Here is a 23,478-nt window from a genome sequence, read left to right as displayed (position 1 = left end):
AGGGTGAAACGTAAAATTGAAACCATGAACGAATCCATTCAGGTCGGTGTGGTGATGGGCTCGAGCTCCGATTGGGAGACGATGCACAACGCGGTCGAGATTCTCGTGCAATTCGGCATCCGTTACGAAGCGCGCGTGGTGTCGGCCCACCGGATGCCGGACGAACTGTTCGCGTATGCCGAATCCGCTGCCGGCCGGGGGCTCGCTGCGATCATCGCCGGCGCAGGCGGCGCGGCCCATTTGCCCGGCATGCTGGCAGCCAAGACCACCGTGCCTGTCCTCGGCGTGCCGGTCGCCAGTAAGCATCTGCAAGGTGTGGATTCGCTCTACAGCATCGTGCAGATGCCCAGGGGCGTGCCGGTCGCGACCTTCGCCATCGGCAACGCGGGCGCGGCCAACGCGGCGCTCTTCGCGGTGGCGATGCTGGCGGTCAACGATGCGCGGATGCGCGCGAAGCTCGACGCCTTCCGCGCCCGGCAGACCGAAGCGGCCAGCGCGATGACGCTGCCACCGGCCGGCTACGAAAGCGCTGGCGTGATCGCGCTGGCGACGCAAGGCCCGCAGGGCGGGAGCGCGCTGTGATTCGCGGTCTGCCGCTGATGCCCGGCACCACGCTGGGTGTGCTGGGCGGTGGCCAGCTGGCCCGAATGTTCGTGCACGCGGCGCAGCGCATGGGCTACTTCACCGCAGTGCTCGACCCCGACACCGCCAGCCCGGCCGGCCGCGTCAGCCACCACTTCATCCAGACCGACTACATCGATGTCGATGGACTTGCGCGGCTCGCCGGTCTTGCCGACGCCATCACGACCGAGTTCGAGAACGTGCCCGCACCGTCGCTCGACCACCTGGCAGCCGCCAGGCCCGTCGCACCCGCTGCAGCATCCGTCGCCATCGCGCAAGACCGTATCGCCGAGAAGGCGCACTTCGCCCGCTGCGGCGTGCCGTGCGCACCGTATGCGGTGATCGAGTCGGTAGCCCAGCTCGACGCCGTGGCCGACGATCTGCTGCCCGGCATCCTGAAAACAGCGCGCCTCGGCTACGACGGCAAGGGCCAGCGCCACGTGACGACTCGCGCCGAGCTCGCCGATGCCTGGGCCGACACCGGCAGCGTCGCCTGCGTTCTCGAAAAACGATTGCCGCTCGAATTCGAATGCTCGGTCCTCGTGGCACGCGGGCACGACGGCCAGGTCGTCAACTTTCCGGCGCAGCGCAACCTGCATCGTGACGGCATTCTTGCCGTCACCGAGGTGCATGAAGGCAACATGCCGGCCGATCTGGCGGCGCGTGCCATCGCGGCGACCAAGTCGATCGCCACCGGGCTCGACTACGTCGGCGTGCTGTGCGTCGAATTTTTCGTGCAGGCCGACGGCGCGCTGGTCGTCAATGAGATGGCACCGCGCCCGCACAACAGCGGTCACTACACGATGGACGCGTGCGACCTGTCGCAGTTCGAGTTGCAGGTGCGCACCCTCGCCGGTCTGCCGTTGACGCAGCCGCGCCAGCACAGCCCGACGGTCATGCTCAATCTGCTTGGCGATCTGTGGTTCAGGAACGAGAGCAGCAGCCCATCGGCCGACGAGCCGATGGAGCCTGAATGGGCGGACGTGCTGGCGCTGTCAGGGGTGCACTTGCATCTTTACGGCAAGACGGAGGCGCGGCGCGGTCGCAAGATGGGGCACCTGAACATCACTGGCGCGGACATCGACGAAGTGCGCGGCACGGCGGATTTCGCAGCCGCATTGCTGGGGCTTCCGATTCCGTTGTCCGAGTGATCGTGCACACCTCGCTTCGCCGAAGAGGCTGCCAATGATCAGGGATGGGACAACGCCCGACGCCCTGCACGACGCAGCGCTCGTGCTGCGAGCCGGCGGGCTGGTCGGCTTTCCGACCGAGACGGTGTACGGGCTGGGCGCCGACGCGAGCAGCGATGCGGCGGTGGCCGGTATCTTCAAGGCCAAGGGCCGGCCGAGCGACCATCCGCTGATCGTCCACATCGCGGCCGGTATCAAGGGCGAAGAATCGCTGTCGCGCTTTGCGCAGCCGCTACCGCCGTTCGCCAAAGCGCTCGCCGATGCTTTCTGGCCCGGCCCGCTGACGCTGGTCGTCACGCGGCAGCCCGGCGTTGGCGCCGCCGCCGCCGGCGGACAAGACACCATCGGTCTGCGCTGTCCGGCGCACCCGGTCGCGCAGGCCCTGCTGGTCGCCTGCGCCGAGTTGGGCGTTCCCGGCCTGGCCGGCCCGAGCGCCAATCGGTTCGGCCGGGTCAGCCCCACCACCGCGCAGCACGTGCACGAGGAGTTCGGCGACGCGTTGCTGGTGCTCGACGGCGGCGCGTGCGAGGTCGGTATCGAATCGACCATCGTCGATTGCAGCCGCGGCGCGCCGGTGCTGCTGCGGCCCGGCGTCATCACGCGTGCGCAAATCGAAGCGGCCTGCGGCCAGCCGCTCCGCAGCAAGCAAGAGCTGGCGTCGCCCGATCCGCGCGCATCGGGCACGCTCGAATCGCACTACGCCCCGGCCGCCAAGCTGCGCTTGATGGACGCACGCGCCATGCAGACCGCGCTCGACGTGCTCGGCGCCAATGCGCGCCACATCGCGGTGTGGTCGCGCAGCGTGCTCAGGAGCCCGTCGCCGCACATCGTGCGACGGCGCATGCCCGACGACGCGGTCGCCAGCGCGCACCAGTTGTTCGCCGTGCTGCGGGCCTTCGATGCACAGGGCGTGAGGCTGATATGGGTCGAAACGCCACCGGCCGACGCCGAGTGGGAAGGCGTGCGCGACAGGCTGCAGCGCGCCGCAGCCTGAATCAGCCAGTCAGTTTCAGTCCTGGGTCGCCCAGTCGACCAGTGCATCGAACGCCGGCCGTGCCGCACTCGCATTGGCGTGGTTGGCGATGGCGATCACGATGTAGCGCCGACCGCTGGCGCCATCGACAAAGCCCGCTACGCCCGCCGCGTCACGCAGCGTGCCCGTCTTCAGGTGCGCCGCGCCGCCCGAGCGCAGTGCGCGCTTGCGCAGCGTGCCGTCGACGCCGGAGGCCGGCAGCGAAGACATCAGCTCCGACATGGCCGGAGAGCGCCAGGCCACCTGCAGCATCTTGGCCAGCGCGGCGGCGGTGATGCGCTCGTTGCGCGACAGGCCCGAGCCGTTGTCGAACACCGGCTGGCCTTCGCCGGTGCCGATGCGGTCGTTCCACCATTGCTTGACCGTGTCGCGCGCGCCGTCGAGCGTGCCGCGGTTTTTTTGCTGCAGACCGAGCGTCAGGAAGAGCTGCTGCGCCATCACGTTGTTGCTGTACTTGTTGATGTCGCGAATCACCTCCGCGAGCGGCGGCGAGGCGACTTCGAATGCCGGCTTGAGCCCGGCCGGCACCCGGCCTTCGCGCACCTGGCCCTTGAGCTGGCTGCCCATTTCGCTCCACAGCCCGCCGATGGCTCGCACCGCGTAGCTGCGCGGGTCGGCGTACGCAACGGCCCAGACCTTTTCACCGCAACTTGCGGGGTAGCTGCCGGCAAAGCCGATGCGTGCGCCATCGGCGTAGTCGGCGGCGAGCGTGGCGCGGTAATCGCCGCAGTCGCCGGCCGACAGCGGCACCGTGCGCTGCATCGTCACGCCAGTCAGTGACGGCTCGAAGTTGACCTGGGCCGTTTGCGCGGCGCGGTTCGGCACGAAGGTCATCACGACCGACTTGTAGTTGAGCAGCAGCGCGTCGGGCGCCACGTTGTAGGGGCGCAAGCCTTCGCCGTCGAACGCGGCCGGATCGGCCTCCACGGTGTCGAATGCGCTGCGGTCGAGCACGATGTCGCCCGCGATGCTGTTGATGCCCAGCCCCTGAATGCGCCGCAGCAGCAGCCACATGCGCTCGATCACCAGCTTGGGGTCGCCCTGGCCCTTGATGTACAGGTTGCCGTTGAGCACGCCGTTGACGATGGGCCCATCGACGTAGACGGGCGTGGTCCAGGTGAAGGCCGGGCCGAGCAGGTCGAGCGCGGCATAGGTCGTGACCAGCTTCATGATCGATGCCGGATTGACTGGCACTTGGGTGCGCCAGGCGAGCCGCGGCGGGCGCACGCCATCGGCATCGGCGACCAACATGACGACCGCATCGCGCGGCACTTTGGCGCGCGTCAGGGCGGCATCGACTTCAGACGGGAGCGCTTGCGCAGTGGCGTGCGCGATGGCGGCCAGGGCACATGCGAAAACGACGGCTTGGCGCCAGGGCTTGGGAAGGGCGAAAGGCATCGCCGGATTATCCCGGCCGGCCCGCGCCTCGATAATCGCCGCATGCCCAAATTGCTTGCCTTCGACACCAGCACCGACCAGTTGTCGGTCGCGGTGCAGCACGGCGACTTGCTCTTCGAGCACAGCGGTGCCGGCGGGGCGCAGTCGTCGACCACGCTGCTGCCGCTGGTCCTGCAACTGCTTGCCCAGGCCGGGCTCACGCTGCGCGAGCTCGACGCGATCGCCTTCGGTCGCGGGCCCGGATCGTTCACCGGGTTGCGCACCGCGTGTGCGGTGGCGCAGGGGCTGGGTTTCGGCGCCGATGTGCCGCTGCTGCCGGTCGACACCCTGCATGCGGTGGCCGAAGAAGCGCGCCATCGTTTCGGCGCGACGCGGGTGGTGGCGGTGCTCGATGCGCGGATGGACCAGGTTTATGCGGCGCGTTACGTGTTCGATGGCCAAAACGAACTGGGCGATGGCAGCCGAGCCGAGGCCTGTCGCACCAAGATCAGCGATCTCGCCGACTTAGGCGAAGCACAGCTGCTGGCGCCCGAAGCGCTGGTCGTCCCGCCCGGTTTCGCGCTCGCCGGCAACGCCTTTCCCGCCTACGGCGAGCGTCTGGCAGCCGGCACCGCGCGCCATCCGGTACTGCCGACTGCCGTCGCCATGCTGCGGCTGGCACCTGCACTGCTCGTGGCCGGCCGCGCCGTCGCCCCGGCCGACGCCGCACCGCTGTACGTCCGCGATAAAGTCGCCCAGACCACCGAAGAACGGGCCGCCCTTAAAGCTGGCGCCGTTGTTGCTACTGCATTGAAATGAGCGCCGTCCTCCAGCCCCTCGAAGCCCGGCTTGAACCACTGACCGCCGATTGGATCGACACGGTCTGCGCGGTCGAGCGCACTGCGTACAGCCATCCCTGGACGCCGACCAACTTTTCCGACTCGATGACGGCCGGCTATCACTGCCAGTTGCTGATGGGCGGCGACACGCTCATTGGCTACTTCGTTGCCATGAAGGGCGTCGATGAGGTCCATCTGCTCAATTTCACCGTCGCGCCGGCCTTTCAGCGCCAAGGCTGGGCGCCGTTGATGCTCGAGGCGCTCGGCGGCTGGGCGCGTGCCCAATCGGCGCAATGGCTCTGGCTGGAAGTACGCCAGAGCAACCAGCGCGCCCTGGACATCTACGCTCGCAAGGGCTTCCGCCGCGTCGGCATTCGCAAGGCCTACTACCCCGACCTCGGCAATCGTCGCGAAGACGCGGTGGTGATGAGCCTCAGGCTCGACGAGACCGGCAGCGCCTGGGGCGCGTTGCAATGACCGAAGCGACGATGCAGCTCGATGCACGCCAGCGCGCCATGCTCGAAGAAATGGGCGTCAAGGTCTGGTGGCCGACGGCGGAGCGAATGGCGGCAACTGCGGCGCCTGAGGTGGTAGAGCCCGTGGCGAGCCGCTCGCGCGCAGCGGCTCCGGCAGAGTCTTTGCCTCCCGCCACTGCTACCGCGGCAACGCCTGCGGCCCGGCGCGCGCCCGGTGCGGCGCAGGCTGCTGCAGTCCTGATCGAACCCGCGATCCGTCTCTACGACGGTAGCGGCCCCCCTGAAAACGGCTGGCTGCTGGTGGTCGACACGCCCCCCTCGGCCGACGGCCGCCACGACGACGAGCCCTTTGCCGGCGAGGCTGGGCGCCTGCTGCAGAACATGCTGCGTGCGCTGCAACTCGATCGCGGGACGGCGCCGGTGCATCTGGCGCGCGTTCACCGCAGCGCCACCGGTGCGCCGCCAGGCGACGTGGCGCCGCTCCGCACCGGCTTCGCCGCGCAGGCTGCCTCGCTGGCACCCCGGCTCGTGCTGGCGCTGGGGCCGCTCTCGACCCAGGGTCTGATGCAAAGCGACGAGCCCCTTGGCAAGTTGCGCGGCCGCGTTGCACAAGTACAAGTCGATCAAGGCGTGGCGGAAACCCCGCTGGTCGCCAGCTATCACCCGATCTATCTCTTGCGCAATCCGGCCGACAAGGCCAAGGCTTGGGCCGACCTCTGTCTGGCCGCCGCCGAGTTCGAGCGCGTCGCTTCCTAGAATCGGGCCATGACATTTCTCGACAAGTTGCGCGCCGCCGAGCGCCAGAACGGCTCGCTCCTATGCGTCGGCCTCGATCCGGAGCCGGCCCGCTTTCCGGCAGGCCTCAAAGGCGACGCCAGCAAGATCTACGACTTTTGCGCCCGCATCGTCGACGCCACTGCCGACTTGGCGATCGCCTTCAAGCCGCAGATCGCTTACTTCGCCTCGCACCGCGCCGAAGGCCAGCTCGAGCAGTTGATGGAGCACTTGCGCCGCAACGTGCCGCATGTCCCGGTCATCCTCGACGCCAAGCGTGGCGACATCGGCTCGACCGCTGAGCAATATGCGCGTGAGGCTTTCGAGCGTTACGGCGCGGATGCGGTCACGTTGTCGCCTTTTATGGGATTCGATTCCGTCGAGCCGTATCTCCGGCACGACGGCAAAGGTGCCTTTCTGCTGTGCCGAACGAGCAACCCGGGCGGTGCCGATCTGCAGGGCCAGCGACTCGCCGGCATAAAAGGAGAACCTTTTTTGTATGAACACGTTGCACGGCTCGCGCAAGGTCCATGGAATTTGAACGGACAACTCGGCCTTGTCGTCGGCGCGACGTACCCGGCAGAAATAGAACGGGTGCGTGCTTTAGCGCCGACGGTTCCGTTACTTATCCCGGGCGTCGGAGCCCAAGGTGGTGACGCCGTTGCAACTGTCCGCGCAGGTTGGCGAAGCGATGCGCCGATCGTCGTCAATTCGTCGCGCGCAATCTGTTACGCCTCTGACAAAGACGACTTTGCGGCGGCGGCAAGGGCTGTCGCCCTGCAGACCCGAAACGCGCTCGAAGCAGCCAAAAACTGACCGACATTTTTCGGCACGCGCAATGCCGAGTTGTATCGATTTGACGAAAAAAGTCACATTTTCTTACAGTCCTTGTCCTACAGACGTCCTTTAGAGTTCCGGTGGCCCACCCATGGTCGGGCACGGCATTTGCCTTGAGCGGAGTGACGCAACAGCGTCGAGGACGAGGAAACCCATGGTCGAAGACTTGCAGACCGGTCGCGAAATCGCGACCGAAGAGACAACGCGCGCCCTTTCGTCAAACGAAAGTTCTGGCAGCACACCCAGCGAAGCTGGACACGGCAGCCGGCTCTCGCTGACGGCGGCACTGGCGGCCGCGGCGGCTCTCGCCGCATGCGGCGGTGGCGGCGGTGGAGGCAGCAGTGGCGCTGTCTTTCTGGCCGCCGGTGGCACCAACGGAGCCACCTCGACCGGAAGCACCCAGGTCGCGGCCGGGTCTCTCACCGCACTGCAAAACACGCCGACCGCCGGCACCTACATCTACACCACCGCCAAGACCGACGACGAGGCTGCGCGCTTCTTGTTGCAGGCGCAGTTCTCGGCGACGGAAACCGACATCGCGGCGGTCCGCGCGAAGGGCTACCTGACCTGGATCGGCGAGCAGGCCGACCTCGCGCCTTCGCAAACCGGCTGGCAATGGCTCGCCAGCAAGCCTTACAACACGGCCTACACCGACAACATGATCTGGAACCAGCTCATGTCGTCACCGGACGGGTTCCGCAAGCGCATGGCGATGGTCTTCTCCGAGATCTTCGTGGTGTCGGCCAATGACATCGGATCGAGCTGGCCCGACATGATGATGGCGCAGTACTGGGACACGATGGTCGCAAGCGTGACCACCAATTTCCGCAAGCTGCTCGAAGACATCACGCTGAATCCGGCGATGGGCTTCTACCTCAACACGCGCGGCAACATGAAAGAGAATTCGTCCGGTCGCCAGCCCGATGAAAACTTTGGCCGCGAAGTCATGCAGTTGATGACGCTGGGGCTGTATCAGCTCAATGCCGACGGCAGCATCAAGCGTGCGGCCGACGGCACGCCGCTCGACACGTACACGCAAGACGACGTGACCAATATCGCGCGGGTCTTCACCGGCTACGACCTCGACATCAAGACGGCCGAAAAAGGCGCCTTCGCGCCACCGGGCCAGACCTACACGATCGAAAGCAACCAGTGGACCCAACGGCCCATGGTGTTGACCGAAAACAACCATTCGACGATGGCGTCGAACTTTCTCGGCACCACGATCGCGGCCGGTACCAAGGGTGCCGCTTCACTGAAGACGGCGCTCGACACGCTGACCAATCATCCGAACACCGCGCCCTTCATCTGCAAGCAGCTGATCGAGCGGCTCATTACCAGCAACCCGAGCGCGGCCTACATCGCACGCGTCGCGGCCGTGTTCGCCGACAACGGTGCCGGTGTTCGTGGCGACATGAAGAGCGTCTTCGCTGCCGTGTTGCTCGATAACGAAGCACGCAGCCCGGCCGGTCTGACCGACCCCAACTTCGGCCGCCTGCGCGAACCGATGCTGCGCCTCGTGCAATGGGCACGCAGCTTCGGCGTGACCTCGGTCAAAGACACCTGGAGAGTCGACAACACCTCGGATGCGGCCAATCGGCTCGGCCAGAGCCCGCTGCGCTCGCCTTCGGTGTTCAATTTTTTCAGGCCCGGTTATGTGCCGCCGTCGACGGTGCTGGCCAGTGAAGGCAAGGTCGCGCCGGAGTTCCAGTTGGTCAACGAGACCAGCGTCGGCGGGTACCTCAACTACATGCAGAACATCCTTCAGAACGGTTACGACACCAAGGATGTGAGCGCGAGCTACACGGTCGAAAAATCGCTGGTGTTCGATGCAGCCGCACTCGTGCGCCGGCTCAACCTCGTGATGTGCGCCAACCAGCTTTCGGCGGCCACGGTGATGCTGATCACCAATGCGCTCGCGACGCCGCCCATCCCGGCCGGCAGCACCAACGACACCCTCAAGAACAACCGCATCTACGCGGCGATTTTGATGGTGCTGGCCTCCCCCGAATACCTGATCCAGAAATAGGCGCTCCCATGCATTACATCGACCCGAAGGGCCATTCGCGCCGAGCGTTTCTGAAGCGTTCCAGTTCCCTGGCATTGGCTGGCACTGCCATGCCGTTCGCGCTCAACCTGGCCACCATGGGTGAGGCCGCTGCGCAGACCGCCACCGACTACAAGGCGCTTGTCTGCGTGTTTTTGTACGGTGGCTGCGACTACGCCAACACCGTCGTTACCTACGACGACGACAGCTACGGCAAGTACAGCACCATCCGCGGCGGCGTTCAGTCGGCCGGCGGCATCGCGATCGCGAAGGCCGACTTGGCCGCCACCGCGCTCAGCCCCACCACGCCGCTGTCGGGCAATCGCCAATACGCATTGCACCCGTCGATGACGGCGATGAAGAGCCTCTTCGATGCCGGCAATGCGGCGGTGCAGCTCAACGTCGGACCGCTGGTCGTGCCGCTCAGCCGCGCCGGTTTCAACAACAGCAACAAGAAGCTGTTTCCGCAACCGCCCAAGCTCTTCTCGCACAATGACCAGCAGTCGACATGGCAATCGTCGTCGCCCGAAGGCTCGACCGTGGGATGGGGCGGCAACATCGGCGACCTAGTGCTCGGGCAGAACAGCAACTCGCTCTTCACCTGCATTTCGGTCTCAGGCAATGCGGTGTTTTTGTCGGGCGACAGTGCGCTGCAATACCAGGTGAGCAGCGGCGGTGCCGTGCGCATCAACAGTGTGAGTCCGGCCTCTGGCACCACTTTGTACGGCTCGGCTACGGTCAAGTCGGCGATGCAGGCGCTGACCCAACAAACCCGCACGCACAAGCTCGAGAACGAATACAACAAAGTCACCAAGCGCGCGGTGGAGGCTGAAGGCACGGTGACGACCGCCATCGCACTGCCCTATGCCGCCGGGACGTTTCCGGTGCCGCCCACCAACCTCGGCAACCAACTCGCCATGGTGGCGCGCCTGATTCGCGGACGCGCTACGACGGGCGCCAAGCGCCAGGTGTTCATGGTGTCGACGGGCGGCTTCGACCTGCACGACAACCTGATCAACAACCAGGCGCCGTTGTTGAAGCAAGTGAGCGACGCCATGGCCAGCTTTCATGCGGCGATGGTTGCCGAAAACCTCGGCGACAAGGTCACTGCCTTCACAGCATCCGATTTCGGCCGCACGCTCGCATCGAACGGCGACGGCGCCGACCATGGTTGGGGCAACCACCACTTCGTGGTCGGCGGCGCGGTCAGAGGCAACATGATCTACGGTGCGCCGCCACCAGTGAGCATCAACAACACCTCCACGCTCGACGGCTACGAAGGTCACGTCGGCCAGGGCCGCTTGATCCCGACCACCTCGGTCGATCAGTACGGCGCAACCATGGGCAAGTGGTTCGGCCTGAACGATGCGCAACTGCTCGACATCCTCCCCAACTTGAAGAACTTCAACGGCAATACGCTGGTGGTGAACGGCACGACCTACACCTACCCGCGCGATGTCGGCTTCATGAAGCCGGCCTGACGTTCACCGGCGACCCCGGCGCAGCGACCGCACCGAGGCCGCCGATGAACAGATCCGCCACGATCGGCCCCATCGCCGCATGGTCGAGGTCGCCGCCCGGCTTCATCCAGGTGAACATCCAGTTGATCATGCCGAAGAGCAGCATGGTCAGCGGCTTTGACAGCGCCTTGCCCGGCTTGTCTCCGCGCATTTCGGCCACCGCTTTAGCGAAACCGGCGACCACCTTGCGCTCCTTGCCGAGCACGCGCTCGCGGTCGGTCGGCTCCAGGAACTTGACGTCTTCGGTCAGCACGCGGTGCGCGTCCTGCGCATCGGCATATTCCGCGACGATGCGCTGGATGAAGTGCCGCAAGCGCGCTTCGCCCTGCAGCGCAAGGCTGGCTTCGTCTTCCACCAGTGCCGACAGTCGCGACACGTGGTCGTCCGCAATGCTGACGAGCAGCGTGTATTTGTCGCGGTAGTAGTGATACAGCGTCGCCTTCGACAGCCCACAGGCCTCGGCCACCTGGTTCATCGACGTCGACGGATAGCCGCGCTGCGCGAACAGGCCGGCCGCGCGCGCCAGGATCATGTCGCGCTGGTCGTCGTAGTTGGCGGCTCTTCCGCGTGCCATCGGGTCAGTCCGCTTTTGCGCTGCGCTTGGTGTCGACCAGCGAGCGAACGGACGAGCGCTGAACGGTCGGCCGGTTGGGTTCGACGACGGTGAGCGGCTGTACTTCGACCAGGCTGGCGAGGCAGCGGCGCGCGAGCGCCTGATAGGTCAGGGTGCCTTCAAGCTTCCATGCGATCTCGGCGTCGCTCAGTTCGCGTTTGACCTTGGCCGGCATCCCGGCGACCAGGCTGCGCGGCGGAATCTTCATGCCGGCAGGCACGAAAGCGCAGGCCGCGACGAAGGATGCTTCACCGACTTCGGCCTCGTCCATCACCACCGCGTTCATGCCGACCAGCGCATCGCGCCGCACGATGCAGCTGTGCAACACCGCGCCGTGGCCGATGTGGCCGTTCTCCTCGATGACCGTGTCCTGCAGCGGAAAGCCGTGCACCACGCAGGTGTCCTGCACGTTGGAGCCGGTCTTCATCACGATGCGGCCGAAGTCGCCGCGCAGGCTGGCCAGCGGTCCGACGTAGCAGCCCGGGCCCACGATCACGTCGCCGATGAGCACGGCGGTTGGGTGCACGTAGGCGGTCGCATCGACCACGGGCACGACGCCTTCGATGGCATAGCAGGGCATGTTTTGTCTCCTCAGGGTTTGCACCGACGTCAATGCGACGGCGGGGGCTTGCGCCACCCGATCGACGAATCTTAAAATCTACCGAACGGTCGGTCAATAGTGTTTTTGCCGAGCGATGGAGATACACCACGATGACGGAGCCTTCGATACTTGCAGCCCGAAGCGGCGCGATCGCCACGCTGACGCTCAGCCGTCCGGCCGCGATGAACAGCTTCACCACCGCCATGCACGCCGAGCTGATTGCTGCGCTGAACGCTGCGGCCGACGATGCCGATGTGCGTTGCGTCGTCATCACCGGCGCTGGACGCGGCTTCTGCGCCGGGCAGGATCTGAGCGATCCGATGGCTGCGCCCGGCAAAGACCTCGGCCAGCTGATCACCGGCACTTACGCGCCACTGGTCGAACGTATCCGCGCCATGCCGGTGCCGGTGATCGCAGCCGTCAACGGCGTCGCGGCGGGTGCCGGCGCCAACCTCGCGCTTTGCTGCGACTTCGTGATCGCGGCGCGCTCGGCCAGCTTTATCCAGGCGTTCTCCAAGATCGGCCTCGTGCCCGACACCGGCGGCACGTGGCTGCTGCCGCGCTCGGTAGGCAATGCGCGTGCGCTCGGACTTGCGATGCTCGGCGACAAGGTGCCGGCTGCCGAAGCCGCCACGATGGGAATGATCTGGCAATGCGTCGAAGACGCTGCGCTCGTCGACACCGTCACCGCCTTGGCGACGCGCCTCGCCGGCATGCCGACGCAGGCGTTGGTCGCGACGCGACAAGCGCTGTCGGCAGCGCAAGACATGAACCTGGCCGGTGCGCTCGCCAACGAAGCGCAGCTGCAAAGCCGCTTTGGCGCCGCACACGATTACCTCGAAGGCGTCGACGCTTTCCGCAACAAGCGCGCGCCGCGCTTCACCGATCGCTGAAGCATGCCAACGTTGCAGCCGACACCGCAGCAAACCGCCGAGCGCGTGGCCGAGGGCATGTTGCGCCGCGACCGCGCGACCCGCACATTGGGCATGGCGGTGCTCGCGATTGCGCCCGGCGCGGCAACGCTGGCGATGCGTGTGCGCGAAGACATGCTCAATGGCCACGACACCTGCCACGGTGGCTTTATCGCAACGCTCGCCGATTCGGCTTTCGCTTTCGCTTGCAACTCGTACGACGAGCTCACGGTGGCGTCGTCGTTCGGCATCGACTTCATTGCACCGGCGCGGCAAGGCGACCAGCTCACTGCAAGCTGCATCGAGATTTCCAAGAGCGGCCGTACCGGCGTCTACGACACCGAAGTGACCAACCAGCGCGGTGAGCGCATCGCGGTGTTCCGCGGCCGCTCGCACACCCTGAAAGGCAGGCCAGCGGTAAAGCCGATCGCAACAGCGACCGCGCCCGAAACCGTGGCCGCTGCGGGAGACACCCCATGACCGCGAAGCGCCCCGAACCCGGCGACCTGTCGCCGATCGAAATCGCCAGCCGCGACGAGATCGTCGCGCTGCAGTTGCAACGCATGCAGGCGACGCTGCAACGCGCCTACGACCATGTGCCGCACTACCGCAAAGCCTTCGACGCCGAGGGCGTGAAGCCCGGCGACCTGAAGCAACTGAGCGACCTTGCGAAGTTCCCGTTCACGGTGAAGGGCGACCTGCGCGACAACTACCCGTTCGGCATGTTCGCGGTGCCGCGCACGCAAGTTGCACGCATCCATGCGTCCTCGGGCACGACCGGCAAACCTACGGTGGTTGGCTATACGAAGAACGACATCGACATCTGGGCCGACCTGGTCGCGCGCTCGATTCGTGCGGCCGGTGGCCGGGCCGGCGACATGATCCATGTCGCCTACGGATACGGCCTTTTCACCGGCGGCCTGGGTGCGCACTACGGGGCCGAGCGGGCCGGTTGCACCGTCATCCCGATGTCGGGCGGGCAGACTGAAAAACAGGTGCAGCTCATCCGCGACTTCAAACCCGACATCATCATGGTGACGCCCAGCTACATGCAGGTGATCATGGAAGAGTTCGTACGCCAGGGCGTCGATCCGCGCAGCAGCGGCCTCAAGATCGGTATCTTCGGCGCCGAGCCGTGGACCGAAGCGATGCGCCACGACATCGAGAACAAGGCCGGCATCGACGCCGTCGATATCTATGGTCTGTCAGAAGTGATGGGCCCCGGTGTCGCAAGCGAGTGCATCGAAAGCAAGGATGGTCCGGTGGTGTGGGAAGACCACTTCTACCCTGAGATCATCGACCCCGACACCGGCGAGTTGTTGCCCGATGGCGAAGAGGGCGAGCTGGTCTTCACCTCGCTCACCAAAGAGGCGATGCCCGTCATCCGCTATCGCACGCGCGACCTCACCCGGCTGCTGCCGCCGACCTCGCGATCCTTCCGCCGCATGGGCAAGATCGTCGGGCGGAGCGACGACATGATGATCATTCGCGGCGTCAACGTGTTCCCGACGCAGGTCGAAGAAATCGTGCTCGCGCACCAGCGGCTGTCGGGCCTCTATCAAGTGCACGTGAGCCGCGACGGCCTGCTCGACCAGGTCGAAGTGCACTGCGAGCTGCAGCCCACCGGAAGCGCGATCACCGAAGGCGACCGCAGCGCGATCGCGCAGTGGGTGCAGCACCGCGTGAAGACGCTGATCGGCATTTCGACGCAGGTGCGCGTGTTCGATCCGAACAGCATCGAGCGCGCTCAAACCGGCAAGGCGCGGCGCGTGGTCGATACGCGCCCACATTGAACACAGGAGACACCATGTACACGCAAGCGATGGACACGATGGGCAAGGACGGTAGTGATGCCGATGGCAAGAAGAAGGCCATTCGCTCGGCCGAAGAGATGCGCCTCGAAGAGCGCTTCGATGCGCACATCGATGCCGGCGATTTCATCGAGGCCAAGGACTGGATGCCAGACCATTACCGCAAGACGCTGGTGCGGCAGATCAGCCAGCACGCGCATTCGGAGATCGTCGGCATGCTGCCCGAAGGCAACTGGATCTCGCGCGCGCCGACCTTGAAGCGAAAGGCGATCTTGCTGGCGAAGGTGCAGGACGAGGGCGGCCACGGCCTTTACTTGTATGCCGCAGCCGAGACGCTGGGCACCTCGCGCGACCAGATGTTCGATGCGCTGCACACGGGCAAAGCCAAGTACAGCTCGATCTTCAATTACCCGACGTTGACGTGGGCCGACATGGGCACCATCGGCTGGTTGGTCGATGGCGCGGCGATCATGAACCAGGTGCCGATCTGCCGCTGCTCGTACGCACCGTATGCCCGCGCGATGATCCGCATCTGCCGCGAAGAAAGCTTCCATCAGCGCCAGGGCTATGAAGCGCTGCTGACCATGATGACGCAAGGCACCGACGCGCAAAAGGCGATGGTGCAAGACGCGGTCAACCGCTGGTGGTGGCCGTCGATCATGATGTTCGGCCCGCCTGACGATCAGTCGCCCAACTCGGCGCAATCGATGCGCTGGGGCATCAAGCGGTTCTCGAACGACGACCTGCGGCAGAAGTTCATCGACGCCGCCGTCGAGCAGGCGCGCATCCTCGGCGTGACCTTGCCCGACCCGGACCTGAAGTGGAACGAAGAGCGCCAGGCACACGACCACGGCACCATCGACTGGAGCGAGTTCTGGCGTGTCGTTGGTGGCGACGGGCCGTGCAATCGCGAACGTCTGGCAACGCGTGTCAAAGCGTGGGACGACGGTGCATGGGTGCGCGAGGCAGCGATGGCGCACGCGCAGAAGCAGCCGATGAAGGAGGCCGCATGACGAACGAAGTTGCGACTGCCCACGTGGCTGCTCAACCGGAGTGGCCGCTGTGGGAAGTCTTCGTGCGGAGCAAGGCGGGGCTCGATCACAAGCACTGCGGCAGCCTGCATGCGGCCGACCCGAAGATGGCGATCCAGATGGCGCGCGACGTGTACACGCGGCGGCAAGAAGGCAGCAGCATCTGGGTCGTGCGCTCCGACCAGATCGTCGCCAACGACCCGGGCGACAAGGCCGCGTATTTCGATCCGGCGGAAGACAAGGTGTATCGGCACCCGACGTTCTATGCGTTGCCCAAAGCTGTCGATCACATGTGAGCGTCCCCCGCCCTTCGGGCTCCTCCTTTATTTCGCTGCGGAGAGCACACCATCAACGTGATCCTTGTTCAAAGCGCTCTGATCACCGCCAGGCACAAGACAACCCGTAGCACAACGGGAGCTACTAACAATGCAATCCTCCATCGAACTCGATCGCAAGCCCGCCACGCAATACCTGCTGCGCATCGGCGATACCTGCCTCATCCTCGCCCAGCGTTTGGGCGAGTGGTGTGGTCATGCGCCGGTGCTCGAAGAAGACATCGCAATGGCCAACATCGCGCTCGATCTGCTCGGCCAGGCGCGTGCGGTGTTGACCCGTGCCGGCGAGTTGGAAGACACGCCGCACGACGAAGACCAGCTTGCGTTTCTGCGCAACGAGCGCGACTACCTCAATCTCACGATGGTCGAGTTGCCGCGCGGTGACTTCGCGTTCAGCGTGCTGCGCAACACGATGATCGCGACCTGGCTCAAGCTGCTGTGGGAACGGCTCGCGACGTCGAGCGATGCGGAACTCGCGGCCATTGCCGGCAAGGCGGTGAAGGAGGCGCGCTACCACCAGCAGCACTCGGGTGACTGGGTCGTGCGACTGGGCGACGGCACCGATGAGTCGCGCCGCCGGATTGAGACTGCGCTGGCCGACCTGTGGCGTTACGTGCCCGAACTGTTCGACACCGACGTGATCGACGATGAAGCGAGCGCTGCTGGCATCGGCCCGCGCTGGGCTGATCTTCAGACAGCCTGGATGGCCGACATGAAGCTCATCCTCGACGAAGCCGGCTTGACGATGCCGAAAGATTCCGCCTTCCGCAGCGACGGCAAGCGGGGCCGGCACAGCGAGCACATGGGTTTCATCCTGGCAGACATGCAGTACCTGCAGCGCGCGTTCCCTGGAGGTGTGTGGTGACTGCTGCAATGCCCGTGCCGAATGCCGCGCAAGTCGAGGCCGCCTGGGAGGTGCTCGCGACGGTGCTCGACCCCGAAGTGCCGGCTGTGTCGGTGCGGGATCTCGGCATCGTGCGCGACGTGATCGCGCATGACGACGGCCTGGAGATCGTGCTGACGCCCACCTATTCCGGCTGCCCCGCCACCGAAGTCATCGAGCAAGACGTTCTCGCGGCACTCGATGCGGCAGGCCTCGGTCCGGCCCGCGTGACCTTGCGCCGCGCACCCGCCTGGACGACCGACTGGATCAGCGCCGAAGGTCGCCGCAAGCTGGCCGAGTACGGCATCGCGCCGCCGCATGTCGTGGCCAATGTCGCTGCGGGCGAGGCGGTTCCGATCCGCTTCTTCGGCCGCGGTGCAGATGCGCAACGACTCGAATGCCCGCGCTGCCGCAGTCGCCACACCGAGCGGCTGTCGGCCTTCGGTTCCACCGCATGCAAGGCGCTCTACCGCTGCCTCGCGTGCAAGGAACCCTTCGAATACTTCAAGCCGCTATGAGCGTCATCTTTCATCCGCTGCGCGTCCGCGCGGTCGAGCCCGATACGCAGGAGGCGGTCGTGGTGTCGTTCGAGGTGCCGGCCGAGTTGCGCGAAGTCTTCGGCTTCACGCAAGGGCAGTACCTCACGCTGCGCACCGACATCGACGGCCAGGACTTGCGGCGCTCGTATTCGATCTGCGCCGGCGTCGACGACGGCGAGCTGCGCGTCGGCGTCCGCAAGGTGCGGGGGGGTGTGTTCTCCAACTGGATCAACGCGCACCTGCAGCCTGGCGATACGGTGAACGTGATGGCACCGCAAGGTCGCTTCTTCGTGCCGCTCGATCCGACCACGAAGCGGCATCACGTCGGTATCGCGGGCGGCAGCGGCATCACGCCGATCCTGTCGATCATGAAGACGATGCTGGCACGCGAGCCGTTGAGCCGCTTCACGCTCATCTACGGCAACCGGCAATTGCAGTCGACGATGTTCAAGGAAGAGATCGAAGACCTGAAGAACCGCTACATGACGCGGCTGGTGCTGCAGCACGTGTTCTCCGACGAGCAGACCGATGCGCCGTTGAACCATGGCGTGATGAACCGCGACAAGATCGGTGAGTTCCTGCGAAGCGTGGTGCCTGCAGCCCAGATCGACGAGGTGTTCGTGTGCGGGCCGTTCCAGATGAACGACGAGGCCGAGGCGGCGCTCCTCGCTGCCGGCGTGCCCGAAGAACGCATTCACATCGAGCGCTTCGGCGTCGCGCTTCCGACTGGCGCCGCAGCCGGGACGGCAGTGGACGCGGTGTTGCACGAAGCACTGCCCGGCGATGCCGAACAGGCCCGCATCGTCATCGTGCGCGATGGACTGCAGCGCGAGATCTCGTTTCGCAAGGGCCAGCCGAGCATCCTCGATGCCGCCTCTGCTGCAGGGCTCGAAGTGCCTTTCTCGTGCACCTCGGGCGTGTGCGGTACCTGCCGCGCCAAGTTGGTCGAAGGCGAGGTGCGCATGGAGCGCAACTTCGCGCTCGACAAGCAGGAAGTCGCCGCCGGGTTCGTATTGACGTGCCAGGCCCATCCACTGACCGATCGCGTAGTGCTGTCGTTCGACGAGCGTTGAAATCTTCACGCGAGCCGGGGTCAATCCCGATGGCGGCAACGCCCGCGAGACTCTCTACTACGCCTCTCCCCGACCTTCTGGCGCGCTGCGCCCGTCGTTCCAACTTTTCTGTTTGAGTTCAATTTCCTGGAGACAAGAATGAAGCTTTTGAATCCCCTGTTGCTGGTCGGCTTGCTGGCTGCGGCACTGTCCGCGCATGCCGACATCAACGTCGGCGTCACGCTGTCGGCCACTGGCCCGGCCGCATCGCTCGGCATCCCCGAAAAGAACACCATCGCGTTGATGCCCAAGACCATCGGCGGCCAAAAGATCAACTACATCGTGCTGGACGACGCATCGGACACCACCGCGGCCGTGACCAATACGCGCAAGCTGCTGGCCGAAAACAAGGTCGACATCATCCTCGGTTCGACCGTCACGCCGGCTTCGCTGGCGATGATCGACGTCGCGGCCGAGGCGCTGACGCCGATGATCTCTATGGCCGCTTCGGCACGCATCATTGAGCCGATGGACGCCAAGCGAAAATGGGTATTCAAGACACCGCAGAACGACATCATGATGTCGCTCGCCATCGCCGAGCACATGCAGAAGAGCGGCATCAAGACGGTCGGCTTCATCGGCTTCTCGGATGCCTACGGCGAAGGCTGGTCGCAGGAGTTCGCCAAGGCTGCAGGCCTCAAGGGCCTGACCATCGTCGCCAACGAGCGCTTCGCACGGTCCGATACGTCGGTCACTGGCCAAACCTTGAAGCTGATGGCCGCCAAGCCCGATGCGGTGCTGGTCGCCGGTTCCGGCACGCCGGCCGCGCTGCCGCAAAAGTCGCTCAAGGAGCGCGGCTACGCCGGCAAGATGTACCAGACGCACGGCGTCGCCAACGCCGACTTCCTGCGCGTTGGCGGCAAGGATGTCGAAGGCACCTTCCTGCCTGCCGGTCCGGTGCTGGTGGCCGAGCAGCTGCCGGCCTCTAACCCGGTGCGCAAGAGCGCGCTGGCCTATGTCGCGGCCTATGAAGCGGCGTACGGCAAGGGGACGGTATCGACCTTCGGCGCGCACGCCTGGGACGCCGGCCTGCTCATGACGGCGGCCGTGCCGATCGCCCTCAAGAAAGCGCAGCCCGGCACGCCGGAGTTCCGCGCAGCACTGCGCGACGCGCTCGAGCAGACCAAGGAGATGCCCGGCGCCCACGGCATCTTCACGATGTCGCCGACCGATCACCTCGGTCTCGATCAGCGAGCCCGCGTGATGGTCAAGATCGAAAACGGCGCGTGGAAATACCAGCCCTGATCAGCCTTGAGGCGTGACTTCGGAAAGTAAGTAATGGATTTTCAGATCGCCCTGCTCCTGGTGCAGGACGGCCTGGTCAACGGCGCGGTTTACGGGCTGATGGCGGTGGCCCTCGTGCTGGTTTTTTCGGTAACCCGCGTCATCTTCATCCCGCAGGGCGAGCTGGTCGCGTTCGGCGCGTTGTCGATGGCCGCCATGCAGGCTGGCCGCATCCCGCCGACTTTGTGGCTGCTGGTCGCACTGGCCGTCATGGTGCTGGTGGTCGAAGCGTGGCGCTGGAAACGTGGTGCCACGGTCGACTGGACTTCGGCACTGGTCTGGTGCGTCGCGTTGCCGGTGCTGGCCTGCGTGCTGGTGCTCGGTTGGCGGCCTGCTTCGTTGTGGACGCAGGCGGCCAACACCCTGGTCATCATCACGCCGCTGGGGCCGCTGCTCTATCGGCTGGCATTCCGACCGCTGGCCGACGCCACGGTGCTGATGCTGCTGATCGTGTCGGTCGCGCTGCACGGCGTGCTGACCGGGCTCGGCTTGCTCTTCTTCGGCGCCGAAGGATCTCGCACGCCGGCCTTCTCCGATGCCCGATTCGAAGTCGGCGGCCTCCAGGTCAGCGGGCAGTCGCTGGTGGTGGTCGGGACGACCCTGGTGCTGGTTGTGCTGCTGTTCCTGTTTTTCGGCCGCTCGATGGTCGGCAAGGCCTTGCGCGCCACCGCGATGAACCGCGTCGGCGCGCGGCTGATGGGCATCCCGACCGAACTGTCGGGTGACGTCAGCTTCGCGCTGTCGGCGTTGATCGCAGCCGTGTCCGGCTTGCTCATCGCGCCGCTGACGACCGTGTACTACGACACAGGTTTTCTCATCGGCCTCAAGGGCTTCGTCGCTGCGATCGTCGGCGGGCTGGGCAGTTATCCGATGGCGCTGGCCGGCGCGCTGCTGGTCGGTCAGCTCGAAGCGTTTTCGTCGTTCTGGGCCAGTGCCTTCAAGGAGGTTCTGGTGTTCACGCTGATCATTCCGGTGCTGTGGTGGCGCTCGCTCAAGAGTCATCACGTGGAGGACGAAGAATGACGGTGGAAAAGCGTTGGCTCACACGCCGCCATCTCACCGCGGCGGTCATCGTGGCGCTCGCTGTGGTGTGGGGTTTTCTGCCCGAGTTCACCGTGGTGGTGATGACCTACATCGGGCTCTATTCGCTGGTCGCGGTCGGGCTCGTGATGTTGACCGGCGTCGGCGGCATGACGTCGTTCGGCCAGGCGGCTTTCGTCGGCATCGGCGCCTATGCGACGGCGTGGGTCTGCACCTCGCCGATGGCGGTCGCCGCGCTCGGCAGCGTCGTTGGTGCGGCGGGTCTGCCATGGGTCGGGCTGGTTCTTGGGCTGGTGCTGACCTTCGCGGTTGCATGGACGCTCGGCGCGGTCACGGTCAAGCTGTCGGGCCACTACTTGCCGCTGTGCACCATCGCCTGGGGACTGAGCCTTTACTACCTGTTCGGCAACATGGATTTTCTCGGTGGGCAGACCGGCATCACCGGCGTGCCGCCGCTGGTCATCGCCGGCGTGTCATTGGCGTCGCCGCGGGCGCTCGGCATCGTGGTCTGGGCGGCGTTGCTGGTCGGCCTGTGGCTGCTGCACAACCTGCTCGACTCGCGTGAAGGCCGCGCCATTCGCGCATTGAAAGGCGGGCGGCTGATGGCGGAATCGATGGGGGTCGACACCGCCCGCTATCGCGTCAAGCTCTTCGTGCTGGCGGCGCTGATGGCGGCGATTTCCGGCTGGTTCTATGCGCACATGCAGCGCTTCGTGAACCCGACGCCGTTCAACCTGAACATCGGTATCGAGTACCTCTTCATGGCGGTGGTCGGCGGCTCGGGGCACCTGTGGGGGGCCGTGCTGGGTGCGACCGTGATCACGCTGTTGAAAGAGAAGTTGCAGGACGTGTTGCCGAGCCTGCTCGGCACCAGCGGCAATTTCGAAGTGATCGTATTCGGTCTCCTGATGGTGCTGGTGCTGCAGCGTTTCGCCGACGGACTGTGGCCGACTCTGGGGCGTCTGGCGCAGCGCTATCTCCGACCCGAGACAGCGCATGCGCCACGCGATGTCGCGGCCCTGACGCAGCGCACGTTGCCGGCGCGCGGCGAAGTGCTGTTGCAGGCGACCGCGGTGACCAAGCGCTTCGGCGGCCTCATCGCGAACAACGCGGTGACGATGGACTGCAAGGCCGGCGAAATTCATGCGCTCATCGGCCCCAACGGAGCAGGCAAGAGCACCTTCTTCAACATGATCTCCGGCGTGGACGACCCGACCGAGGGCGAAGTCCAGCTGATGGGTCGCACCATGCTGCTACAGCCTTCGCGTGCCTTCGCTGCACTGGGTCTGAGCCGCACCTTTCAACATGTCCGCCTGCTCGGCCAGCGCAGCGTGATCGAGAACGTGGCGCTCGGTGCGCACCGCCGAGCGCGGCGTGGCTGGGTCGCTTCGATGCTACGGCTCGACCGCGCCGAAGAGGCTGCGTTGCTGGCAGAAGCGCGCATGCAGATCGAGCGCTGCGGCCTCGGCGCGCACGCCGATGCACCGGCGGCCTCGCTCGCATTGGGGCAGCAGCGCGTGGTCGAAATCGCCCGCGCATTGGCGAGCCAGCCCGCGGTGCTGCTGCTCGACGAGCCGGCCGCTGGCCTGCGCCATCTGGAAAAGCGCGCGCTGGCCGATCTGCTGTCTCAACTGCGCGCCGAAGGGCTCGGCATCCTGGTGGTCGAGCACGACATGGAGTTCGTCATGAACCTGGCCGATCGCATCACGGTGTTCGAGTTCGGCACCGTCATCGCTGCCGGCACGCCAGCCGAAGTACAGGCCGATCCGAAGGTGCTCGAAGCCTATCTGGGGGTCGCCGACGATGAACCTTTCGAAGCGCTCGAAGCAGTGAGGCACAACGCATGATCCCCTTGCTCAGGCTCGAAAACTTCAGCGTCTCTTACGGGGCGGTCGAAGCGGTGCACGACGTCGCACTCGATGTGAACGAAGGCGAGATCGTCACCGTGATTGGCCCCAACGGCGCCGGCAAGACCACCTTGCTGTGCGCTGCGATGGGCTTGCTGCCGGCGAAGGGCGCGCTGTCGCTGAGCGGTGAGCGCATCACGCGCCCGAGCGTCGAGGCGATGGTGGCGCGTGGCGTGTCGCTGGTGCCGGAGCGGCGCGAGTTGTTCGCCGAGATGTCGGTCGAAGACAACCTGCTGCTCGGCGGCTTCTATCGCTGGCGCACCGGCCGGCGCGACCAGAAGGCGCGCATGGACGAGGTCTTCCAGATCTTTCCTCGGCTGCGCGAACGGCGCGGCCAGATGGCCTCGACGCTGTCAGGTGGCGAACGACAGATGCTCGCCATCGGCCGCGCGCTGATGGCACGGCCGCGCCTGTTGATGCTCGACGAACCATCGCTCGGCTTGGCGCCGCTGATCGTGCGCGAGGTGTTGCAGGTGGTGTCGTCGTTGCGGCAACACGGCGTGTCGGTGCTGCTGGTCGAGCAGAACGCGCGTGCCGCGCTGCAGGTGGCTGACCGCGGCTACGTGCTCGAAATGGGCGCTGTCGCGCTCACCGGCGCGGCCCGCGATCTGCTGCACGACCGACGCATCATCGATACGTATCTCGGTATCGGTACAGGCGTCGGGAACAAAGCGGCGCAATGAGTTCTTCCAACCT

The 23,478-nt window shown here is 65.7% G+C and carries 24 protein-coding genes; 21 read left to right on the top strand and 3 right to left on the bottom strand.

Translation table 11 applies throughout. From position 1 onward, the window contains the following. The first annotated feature begins 24 nt into the window (after nt 1–24). The 3 genes from purE to QN397_RS15145 are packed head-to-tail and all read left to right on the top strand — an operon-like array spanning nt 25 to nt 2,805. Nucleotides 25–582: a 5-(carboxyamino)imidazole ribonucleotide mutase gene (gene purE / locus QN397_RS15155; protein ID WP_323501316.1), complete on the top strand. Its 558-nt coding sequence runs from the start codon at nt 25–27 to the stop codon at nt 580–582. Nucleotides 583–599: 17 nt separating this feature from the next. Further along, on the top strand, nt 600–1,772 hold the full coding sequence (locus QN397_RS15150; protein ID WP_323501325.1) for a 5-(carboxyamino)imidazole ribonucleotide synthase: 1,173 nt from the start codon (nt 600–602) through the stop codon (nt 1,770–1,772). Nucleotides 1,773–1,806: 34 nt separating this feature from the next. Continuing rightward, nucleotides 1,807–2,805 (top strand): L-threonylcarbamoyladenylate synthase, encoded by a 999-nt coding sequence (locus QN397_RS15145; RefSeq protein ID WP_323501315.1) that lies wholly within the window; start codon nt 1,807–1,809, stop codon nt 2,803–2,805. A 15-nt stretch (nt 2,806–2,820) separates the two neighbouring features. Here the strand turns inward: QN397_RS15145 and dacB are convergent, their stop codons facing one another. Then, entirely contained in the window at nt 2,821–4,242 is a 1,422-nt protein-coding gene (gene dacB / locus QN397_RS15140) for a D-alanyl-D-alanine carboxypeptidase/D-alanyl-D-alanine-endopeptidase (RefSeq protein ID WP_323501314.1), read from the bottom strand. A 42-nt stretch (nt 4,243–4,284) separates the two neighbouring features. Here dacB and tsaB point away from each other — a divergent pair, with 42 nt between their 5' ends. From tsaB to QN397_RS15110, 6 genes are all read left to right on the top strand, one after another. After that, on the top strand, nt 4,285–5,040 hold the full coding sequence (gene tsaB / locus QN397_RS15135; RefSeq protein WP_323501313.1) for a tRNA (adenosine(37)-N6)-threonylcarbamoyltransferase complex dimerization subunit type 1 TsaB: 756 nt from the start codon (nt 4,285–4,287) through the stop codon (nt 5,038–5,040). After that, nucleotides 5,037–5,537, top strand: coding sequence for a ribosomal protein S18-alanine N-acetyltransferase (gene rimI, locus QN397_RS15130; protein WP_323501312.1), 501 nt, complete (start codon nt 5,037–5,039; stop codon nt 5,535–5,537). The genes tsaB and rimI overlap by 4 nt, the downstream gene beginning before the upstream one ends. After that, nucleotides 5,534–6,292: a uracil-DNA glycosylase gene (locus QN397_RS15125; protein ID WP_323501311.1), complete on the top strand. Its 759-nt coding sequence runs from the start codon at nt 5,534–5,536 to the stop codon at nt 6,290–6,292. The genes rimI and QN397_RS15125 overlap by 4 nt, the downstream gene beginning before the upstream one ends. Before the next feature lie 9 nt (nt 6,293–6,301). Further along, a complete protein-coding gene (pyrF, locus tag QN397_RS15120; protein ID WP_187053557.1) occupies nt 6,302–7,126 on the top strand; it encodes an orotidine-5'-phosphate decarboxylase in 825 nt (274 codons plus the stop codon). A 175-nt stretch (nt 7,127–7,301) separates the two neighbouring features. Then, on the top strand, nt 7,302–9,176 hold the full coding sequence (locus QN397_RS15115) for a DUF1800 domain-containing protein (protein WP_323501310.1): 1,875 nt from the start codon (nt 7,302–7,304) through the stop codon (nt 9,174–9,176). 8 nt (nt 9,177–9,184) lie between these two features. Then, complete coding sequence (locus QN397_RS15110) at nt 9,185–10,675, top strand: DUF1501 domain-containing protein (RefSeq protein WP_323501309.1); 1,491 nt, start codon at nt 9,185–9,187, stop codon at nt 10,673–10,675. Here QN397_RS15110 and QN397_RS15105 read toward each other — a convergent pair. Continuing rightward, nucleotides 10,659–11,288, bottom strand: a complete 630-nt coding sequence (locus QN397_RS15105) for a TetR/AcrR family transcriptional regulator (RefSeq protein WP_323501308.1) — start codon at nt 11,286–11,288, stop codon at nt 10,659–10,661. The genes QN397_RS15110 and QN397_RS15105 overlap by 17 nt on opposite strands. A gap of 4 nt (nt 11,289–11,292) precedes the next feature. Continuing rightward, nucleotides 11,293–11,907 (bottom strand): phenylacetic acid degradation protein PaaY, encoded by a 615-nt coding sequence (locus tag QN397_RS15100; RefSeq protein WP_187053553.1) that lies wholly within the window; start codon nt 11,905–11,907, stop codon nt 11,293–11,295. A 131-nt stretch (nt 11,908–12,038) separates the two neighbouring features. Here QN397_RS15100 and QN397_RS15095 point away from each other — a divergent pair, with 131 nt between their 5' ends. From QN397_RS15095 to QN397_RS15040, 12 genes are all read left to right on the top strand, one after another. Further along, nucleotides 12,039–12,821: an enoyl-CoA hydratase-related protein gene (locus QN397_RS15095; protein ID WP_323501307.1), complete on the top strand. Its 783-nt coding sequence runs from the start codon at nt 12,039–12,041 to the stop codon at nt 12,819–12,821. 3 nt (nt 12,822–12,824) lie between these two features. Beyond that, nucleotides 12,825–13,319: a hydroxyphenylacetyl-CoA thioesterase PaaI gene (gene paaI / locus QN397_RS15090; RefSeq protein ID WP_323501306.1), complete on the top strand. Its 495-nt coding sequence runs from the start codon at nt 12,825–12,827 to the stop codon at nt 13,317–13,319. Beyond that, nucleotides 13,316–14,632, top strand: coding sequence for a phenylacetate--CoA ligase PaaK (gene paaK, locus QN397_RS15085; RefSeq protein ID WP_323501305.1), 1,317 nt, complete (start codon nt 13,316–13,318; stop codon nt 14,630–14,632). Before paaI ends, paaK begins: the two co-directional genes overlap by 4 nt. Nucleotides 14,633–14,646: 14 nt before the next feature. Next, nucleotides 14,647–15,663 (top strand): 1,2-phenylacetyl-CoA epoxidase subunit PaaA, encoded by a 1,017-nt coding sequence (gene paaA, locus QN397_RS15080; RefSeq protein ID WP_323499024.1) that lies wholly within the window; start codon nt 14,647–14,649, stop codon nt 15,661–15,663. Beyond that, on the top strand, nt 15,660–15,977 hold the full coding sequence (paaB, locus tag QN397_RS15075) for a 1,2-phenylacetyl-CoA epoxidase subunit PaaB (RefSeq protein WP_323501304.1): 318 nt from the start codon (nt 15,660–15,662) through the stop codon (nt 15,975–15,977). The genes paaA and paaB overlap by 4 nt, the downstream gene beginning before the upstream one ends. A gap of 130 nt (nt 15,978–16,107) precedes the next feature. Next, nucleotides 16,108–16,881 (top strand): 1,2-phenylacetyl-CoA epoxidase subunit PaaC, encoded by a 774-nt coding sequence (paaC, locus tag QN397_RS15070; RefSeq protein ID WP_323501303.1) that lies wholly within the window; start codon nt 16,108–16,110, stop codon nt 16,879–16,881. An 8-nt stretch (nt 16,882–16,889) separates the two neighbouring features. Beyond that, complete coding sequence (gene paaD / locus QN397_RS15065; RefSeq protein WP_323501324.1) at nt 16,890–17,417, top strand: 1,2-phenylacetyl-CoA epoxidase subunit PaaD; 528 nt, start codon at nt 16,890–16,892, stop codon at nt 17,415–17,417. Further along, nucleotides 17,414–18,511 carry a 1,2-phenylacetyl-CoA epoxidase subunit PaaE gene (gene paaE, locus QN397_RS15060; RefSeq protein WP_323499021.1) on the top strand — a complete coding sequence of 366 codons (1,098 nt, stop codon included), beginning with the start codon at nt 17,414–17,416 and terminating at the stop codon, nt 18,509–18,511. The genes paaD and paaE overlap by 4 nt, the downstream gene beginning before the upstream one ends. 138 nt (nt 18,512–18,649) lie before the next feature. Next, complete coding sequence (locus QN397_RS15055; protein ID WP_323501302.1) at nt 18,650–19,795, top strand: ABC transporter substrate-binding protein; 1,146 nt, start codon at nt 18,650–18,652, stop codon at nt 19,793–19,795. A gap of 33 nt (nt 19,796–19,828) precedes the next feature. After that, the gene (locus QN397_RS15050) at nt 19,829–20,857 is read left to right on the top strand and encodes a branched-chain amino acid ABC transporter permease (protein ID WP_323499019.1); all 1,029 of its coding nucleotides are present in this window, start codon (nt 19,829–19,831) and stop codon (nt 20,855–20,857) included. Further along, nucleotides 20,854–22,722 carry a branched-chain amino acid ABC transporter ATP-binding protein/permease gene (locus tag QN397_RS15045; RefSeq protein ID WP_323501301.1) on the top strand — a complete coding sequence of 623 codons (1,869 nt, stop codon included), beginning with the start codon at nt 20,854–20,856 and terminating at the stop codon, nt 22,720–22,722. The genes QN397_RS15050 and QN397_RS15045 overlap by 4 nt, the downstream gene beginning before the upstream one ends. Beyond that, a complete protein-coding gene (locus QN397_RS15040; protein WP_323501300.1) occupies nt 22,719–23,465 on the top strand; it encodes an ABC transporter ATP-binding protein in 747 nt (248 codons plus the stop codon). The genes QN397_RS15045 and QN397_RS15040 overlap by 4 nt, the downstream gene beginning before the upstream one ends. Nucleotides 23,466–23,478 lie beyond the last annotated feature (13 nt).

It is taken from the genome of Variovorax sp. RTB1 (assembly GCF_035018765.1).
In the GTDB taxonomy this organism is placed as follows: domain Bacteria; phylum Pseudomonadota; class Gammaproteobacteria; order Burkholderiales; family Burkholderiaceae_C; genus Variovorax.
Note: the sequence above shows the minus strand (reverse complement) of the source record. Positions and strands in the feature narration are given on the sequence as shown.

Bases quoted from the DNA above. Each gene is read 5' to 3' on its own strand.
- purE (WP_323501316.1), top strand. From the start codon at position 25: ATGAACGAATCCATTCAGGTCGGTGTGGTGATGGGCTCGAGCTCCGAT.
- QN397_RS15150 (WP_323501325.1), top strand. From the start codon at position 600: ATGCCCGGCACCACGCTGGGTGTGCTGGGCGGTGGCCAGCTGGCCCGA.
- QN397_RS15145 (WP_323501315.1), top strand. From the start codon at position 1,807: ATGATCAGGGATGGGACAACGCCCGACGCCCTGCACGACGCAGCGCTC.
- dacB (WP_323501314.1), bottom strand. From the start codon at position 4,242: ATGCCTTTCGCCCTTCCCAAGCCCTGGCGCCAAGCCGTCGTTTTCGCA.
- tsaB (WP_323501313.1), top strand. From the start codon at position 4,285: ATGCCCAAATTGCTTGCCTTCGACACCAGCACCGACCAGTTGTCGGTC.
- rimI (WP_323501312.1), top strand. From the start codon at position 5,037: ATGAGCGCCGTCCTCCAGCCCCTCGAAGCCCGGCTTGAACCACTGACC.
- QN397_RS15125 (WP_323501311.1), top strand. From the start codon at position 5,534: ATGACCGAAGCGACGATGCAGCTCGATGCACGCCAGCGCGCCATGCTC.
- pyrF (WP_187053557.1), top strand. From the start codon at position 6,302: ATGACATTTCTCGACAAGTTGCGCGCCGCCGAGCGCCAGAACGGCTCG.
- QN397_RS15115 (WP_323501310.1), top strand. From the start codon at position 7,302: ATGGTCGAAGACTTGCAGACCGGTCGCGAAATCGCGACCGAAGAGACA.
- QN397_RS15110 (WP_323501309.1), top strand. From the start codon at position 9,185: ATGCATTACATCGACCCGAAGGGCCATTCGCGCCGAGCGTTTCTGAAG.
- QN397_RS15105 (WP_323501308.1), bottom strand. From the start codon at position 11,288: ATGGCACGCGGAAGAGCCGCCAACTACGACGACCAGCGCGACATGATC.
- QN397_RS15100 (WP_187053553.1), bottom strand. From the start codon at position 11,907: ATGCCCTGCTATGCCATCGAAGGCGTCGTGCCCGTGGTCGATGCGACC.
- QN397_RS15095 (WP_323501307.1), top strand. From the start codon at position 12,039: ATGACGGAGCCTTCGATACTTGCAGCCCGAAGCGGCGCGATCGCCACG.
- paaI (WP_323501306.1), top strand. From the start codon at position 12,825: ATGCCAACGTTGCAGCCGACACCGCAGCAAACCGCCGAGCGCGTGGCC.
- paaK (WP_323501305.1), top strand. From the start codon at position 13,316: ATGACCGCGAAGCGCCCCGAACCCGGCGACCTGTCGCCGATCGAAATC.
- paaA (WP_323499024.1), top strand. From the start codon at position 14,647: ATGTACACGCAAGCGATGGACACGATGGGCAAGGACGGTAGTGATGCC.
- paaB (WP_323501304.1), top strand. From the start codon at position 15,660: ATGACGAACGAAGTTGCGACTGCCCACGTGGCTGCTCAACCGGAGTGG.
- paaC (WP_323501303.1), top strand. From the start codon at position 16,108: ATGCAATCCTCCATCGAACTCGATCGCAAGCCCGCCACGCAATACCTG.
- paaD (WP_323501324.1), top strand. From the start codon at position 16,890: ATGCCCGTGCCGAATGCCGCGCAAGTCGAGGCCGCCTGGGAGGTGCTC.
- paaE (WP_323499021.1), top strand. From the start codon at position 17,414: ATGAGCGTCATCTTTCATCCGCTGCGCGTCCGCGCGGTCGAGCCCGAT.
- QN397_RS15055 (WP_323501302.1), top strand. From the start codon at position 18,650: ATGAAGCTTTTGAATCCCCTGTTGCTGGTCGGCTTGCTGGCTGCGGCA.
- QN397_RS15050 (WP_323499019.1), top strand. From the start codon at position 19,829: ATGGATTTTCAGATCGCCCTGCTCCTGGTGCAGGACGGCCTGGTCAAC.
- QN397_RS15045 (WP_323501301.1), top strand. From the start codon at position 20,854: ATGACGGTGGAAAAGCGTTGGCTCACACGCCGCCATCTCACCGCGGCG.
- QN397_RS15040 (WP_323501300.1), top strand. From the start codon at position 22,719: ATGATCCCCTTGCTCAGGCTCGAAAACTTCAGCGTCTCTTACGGGGCG.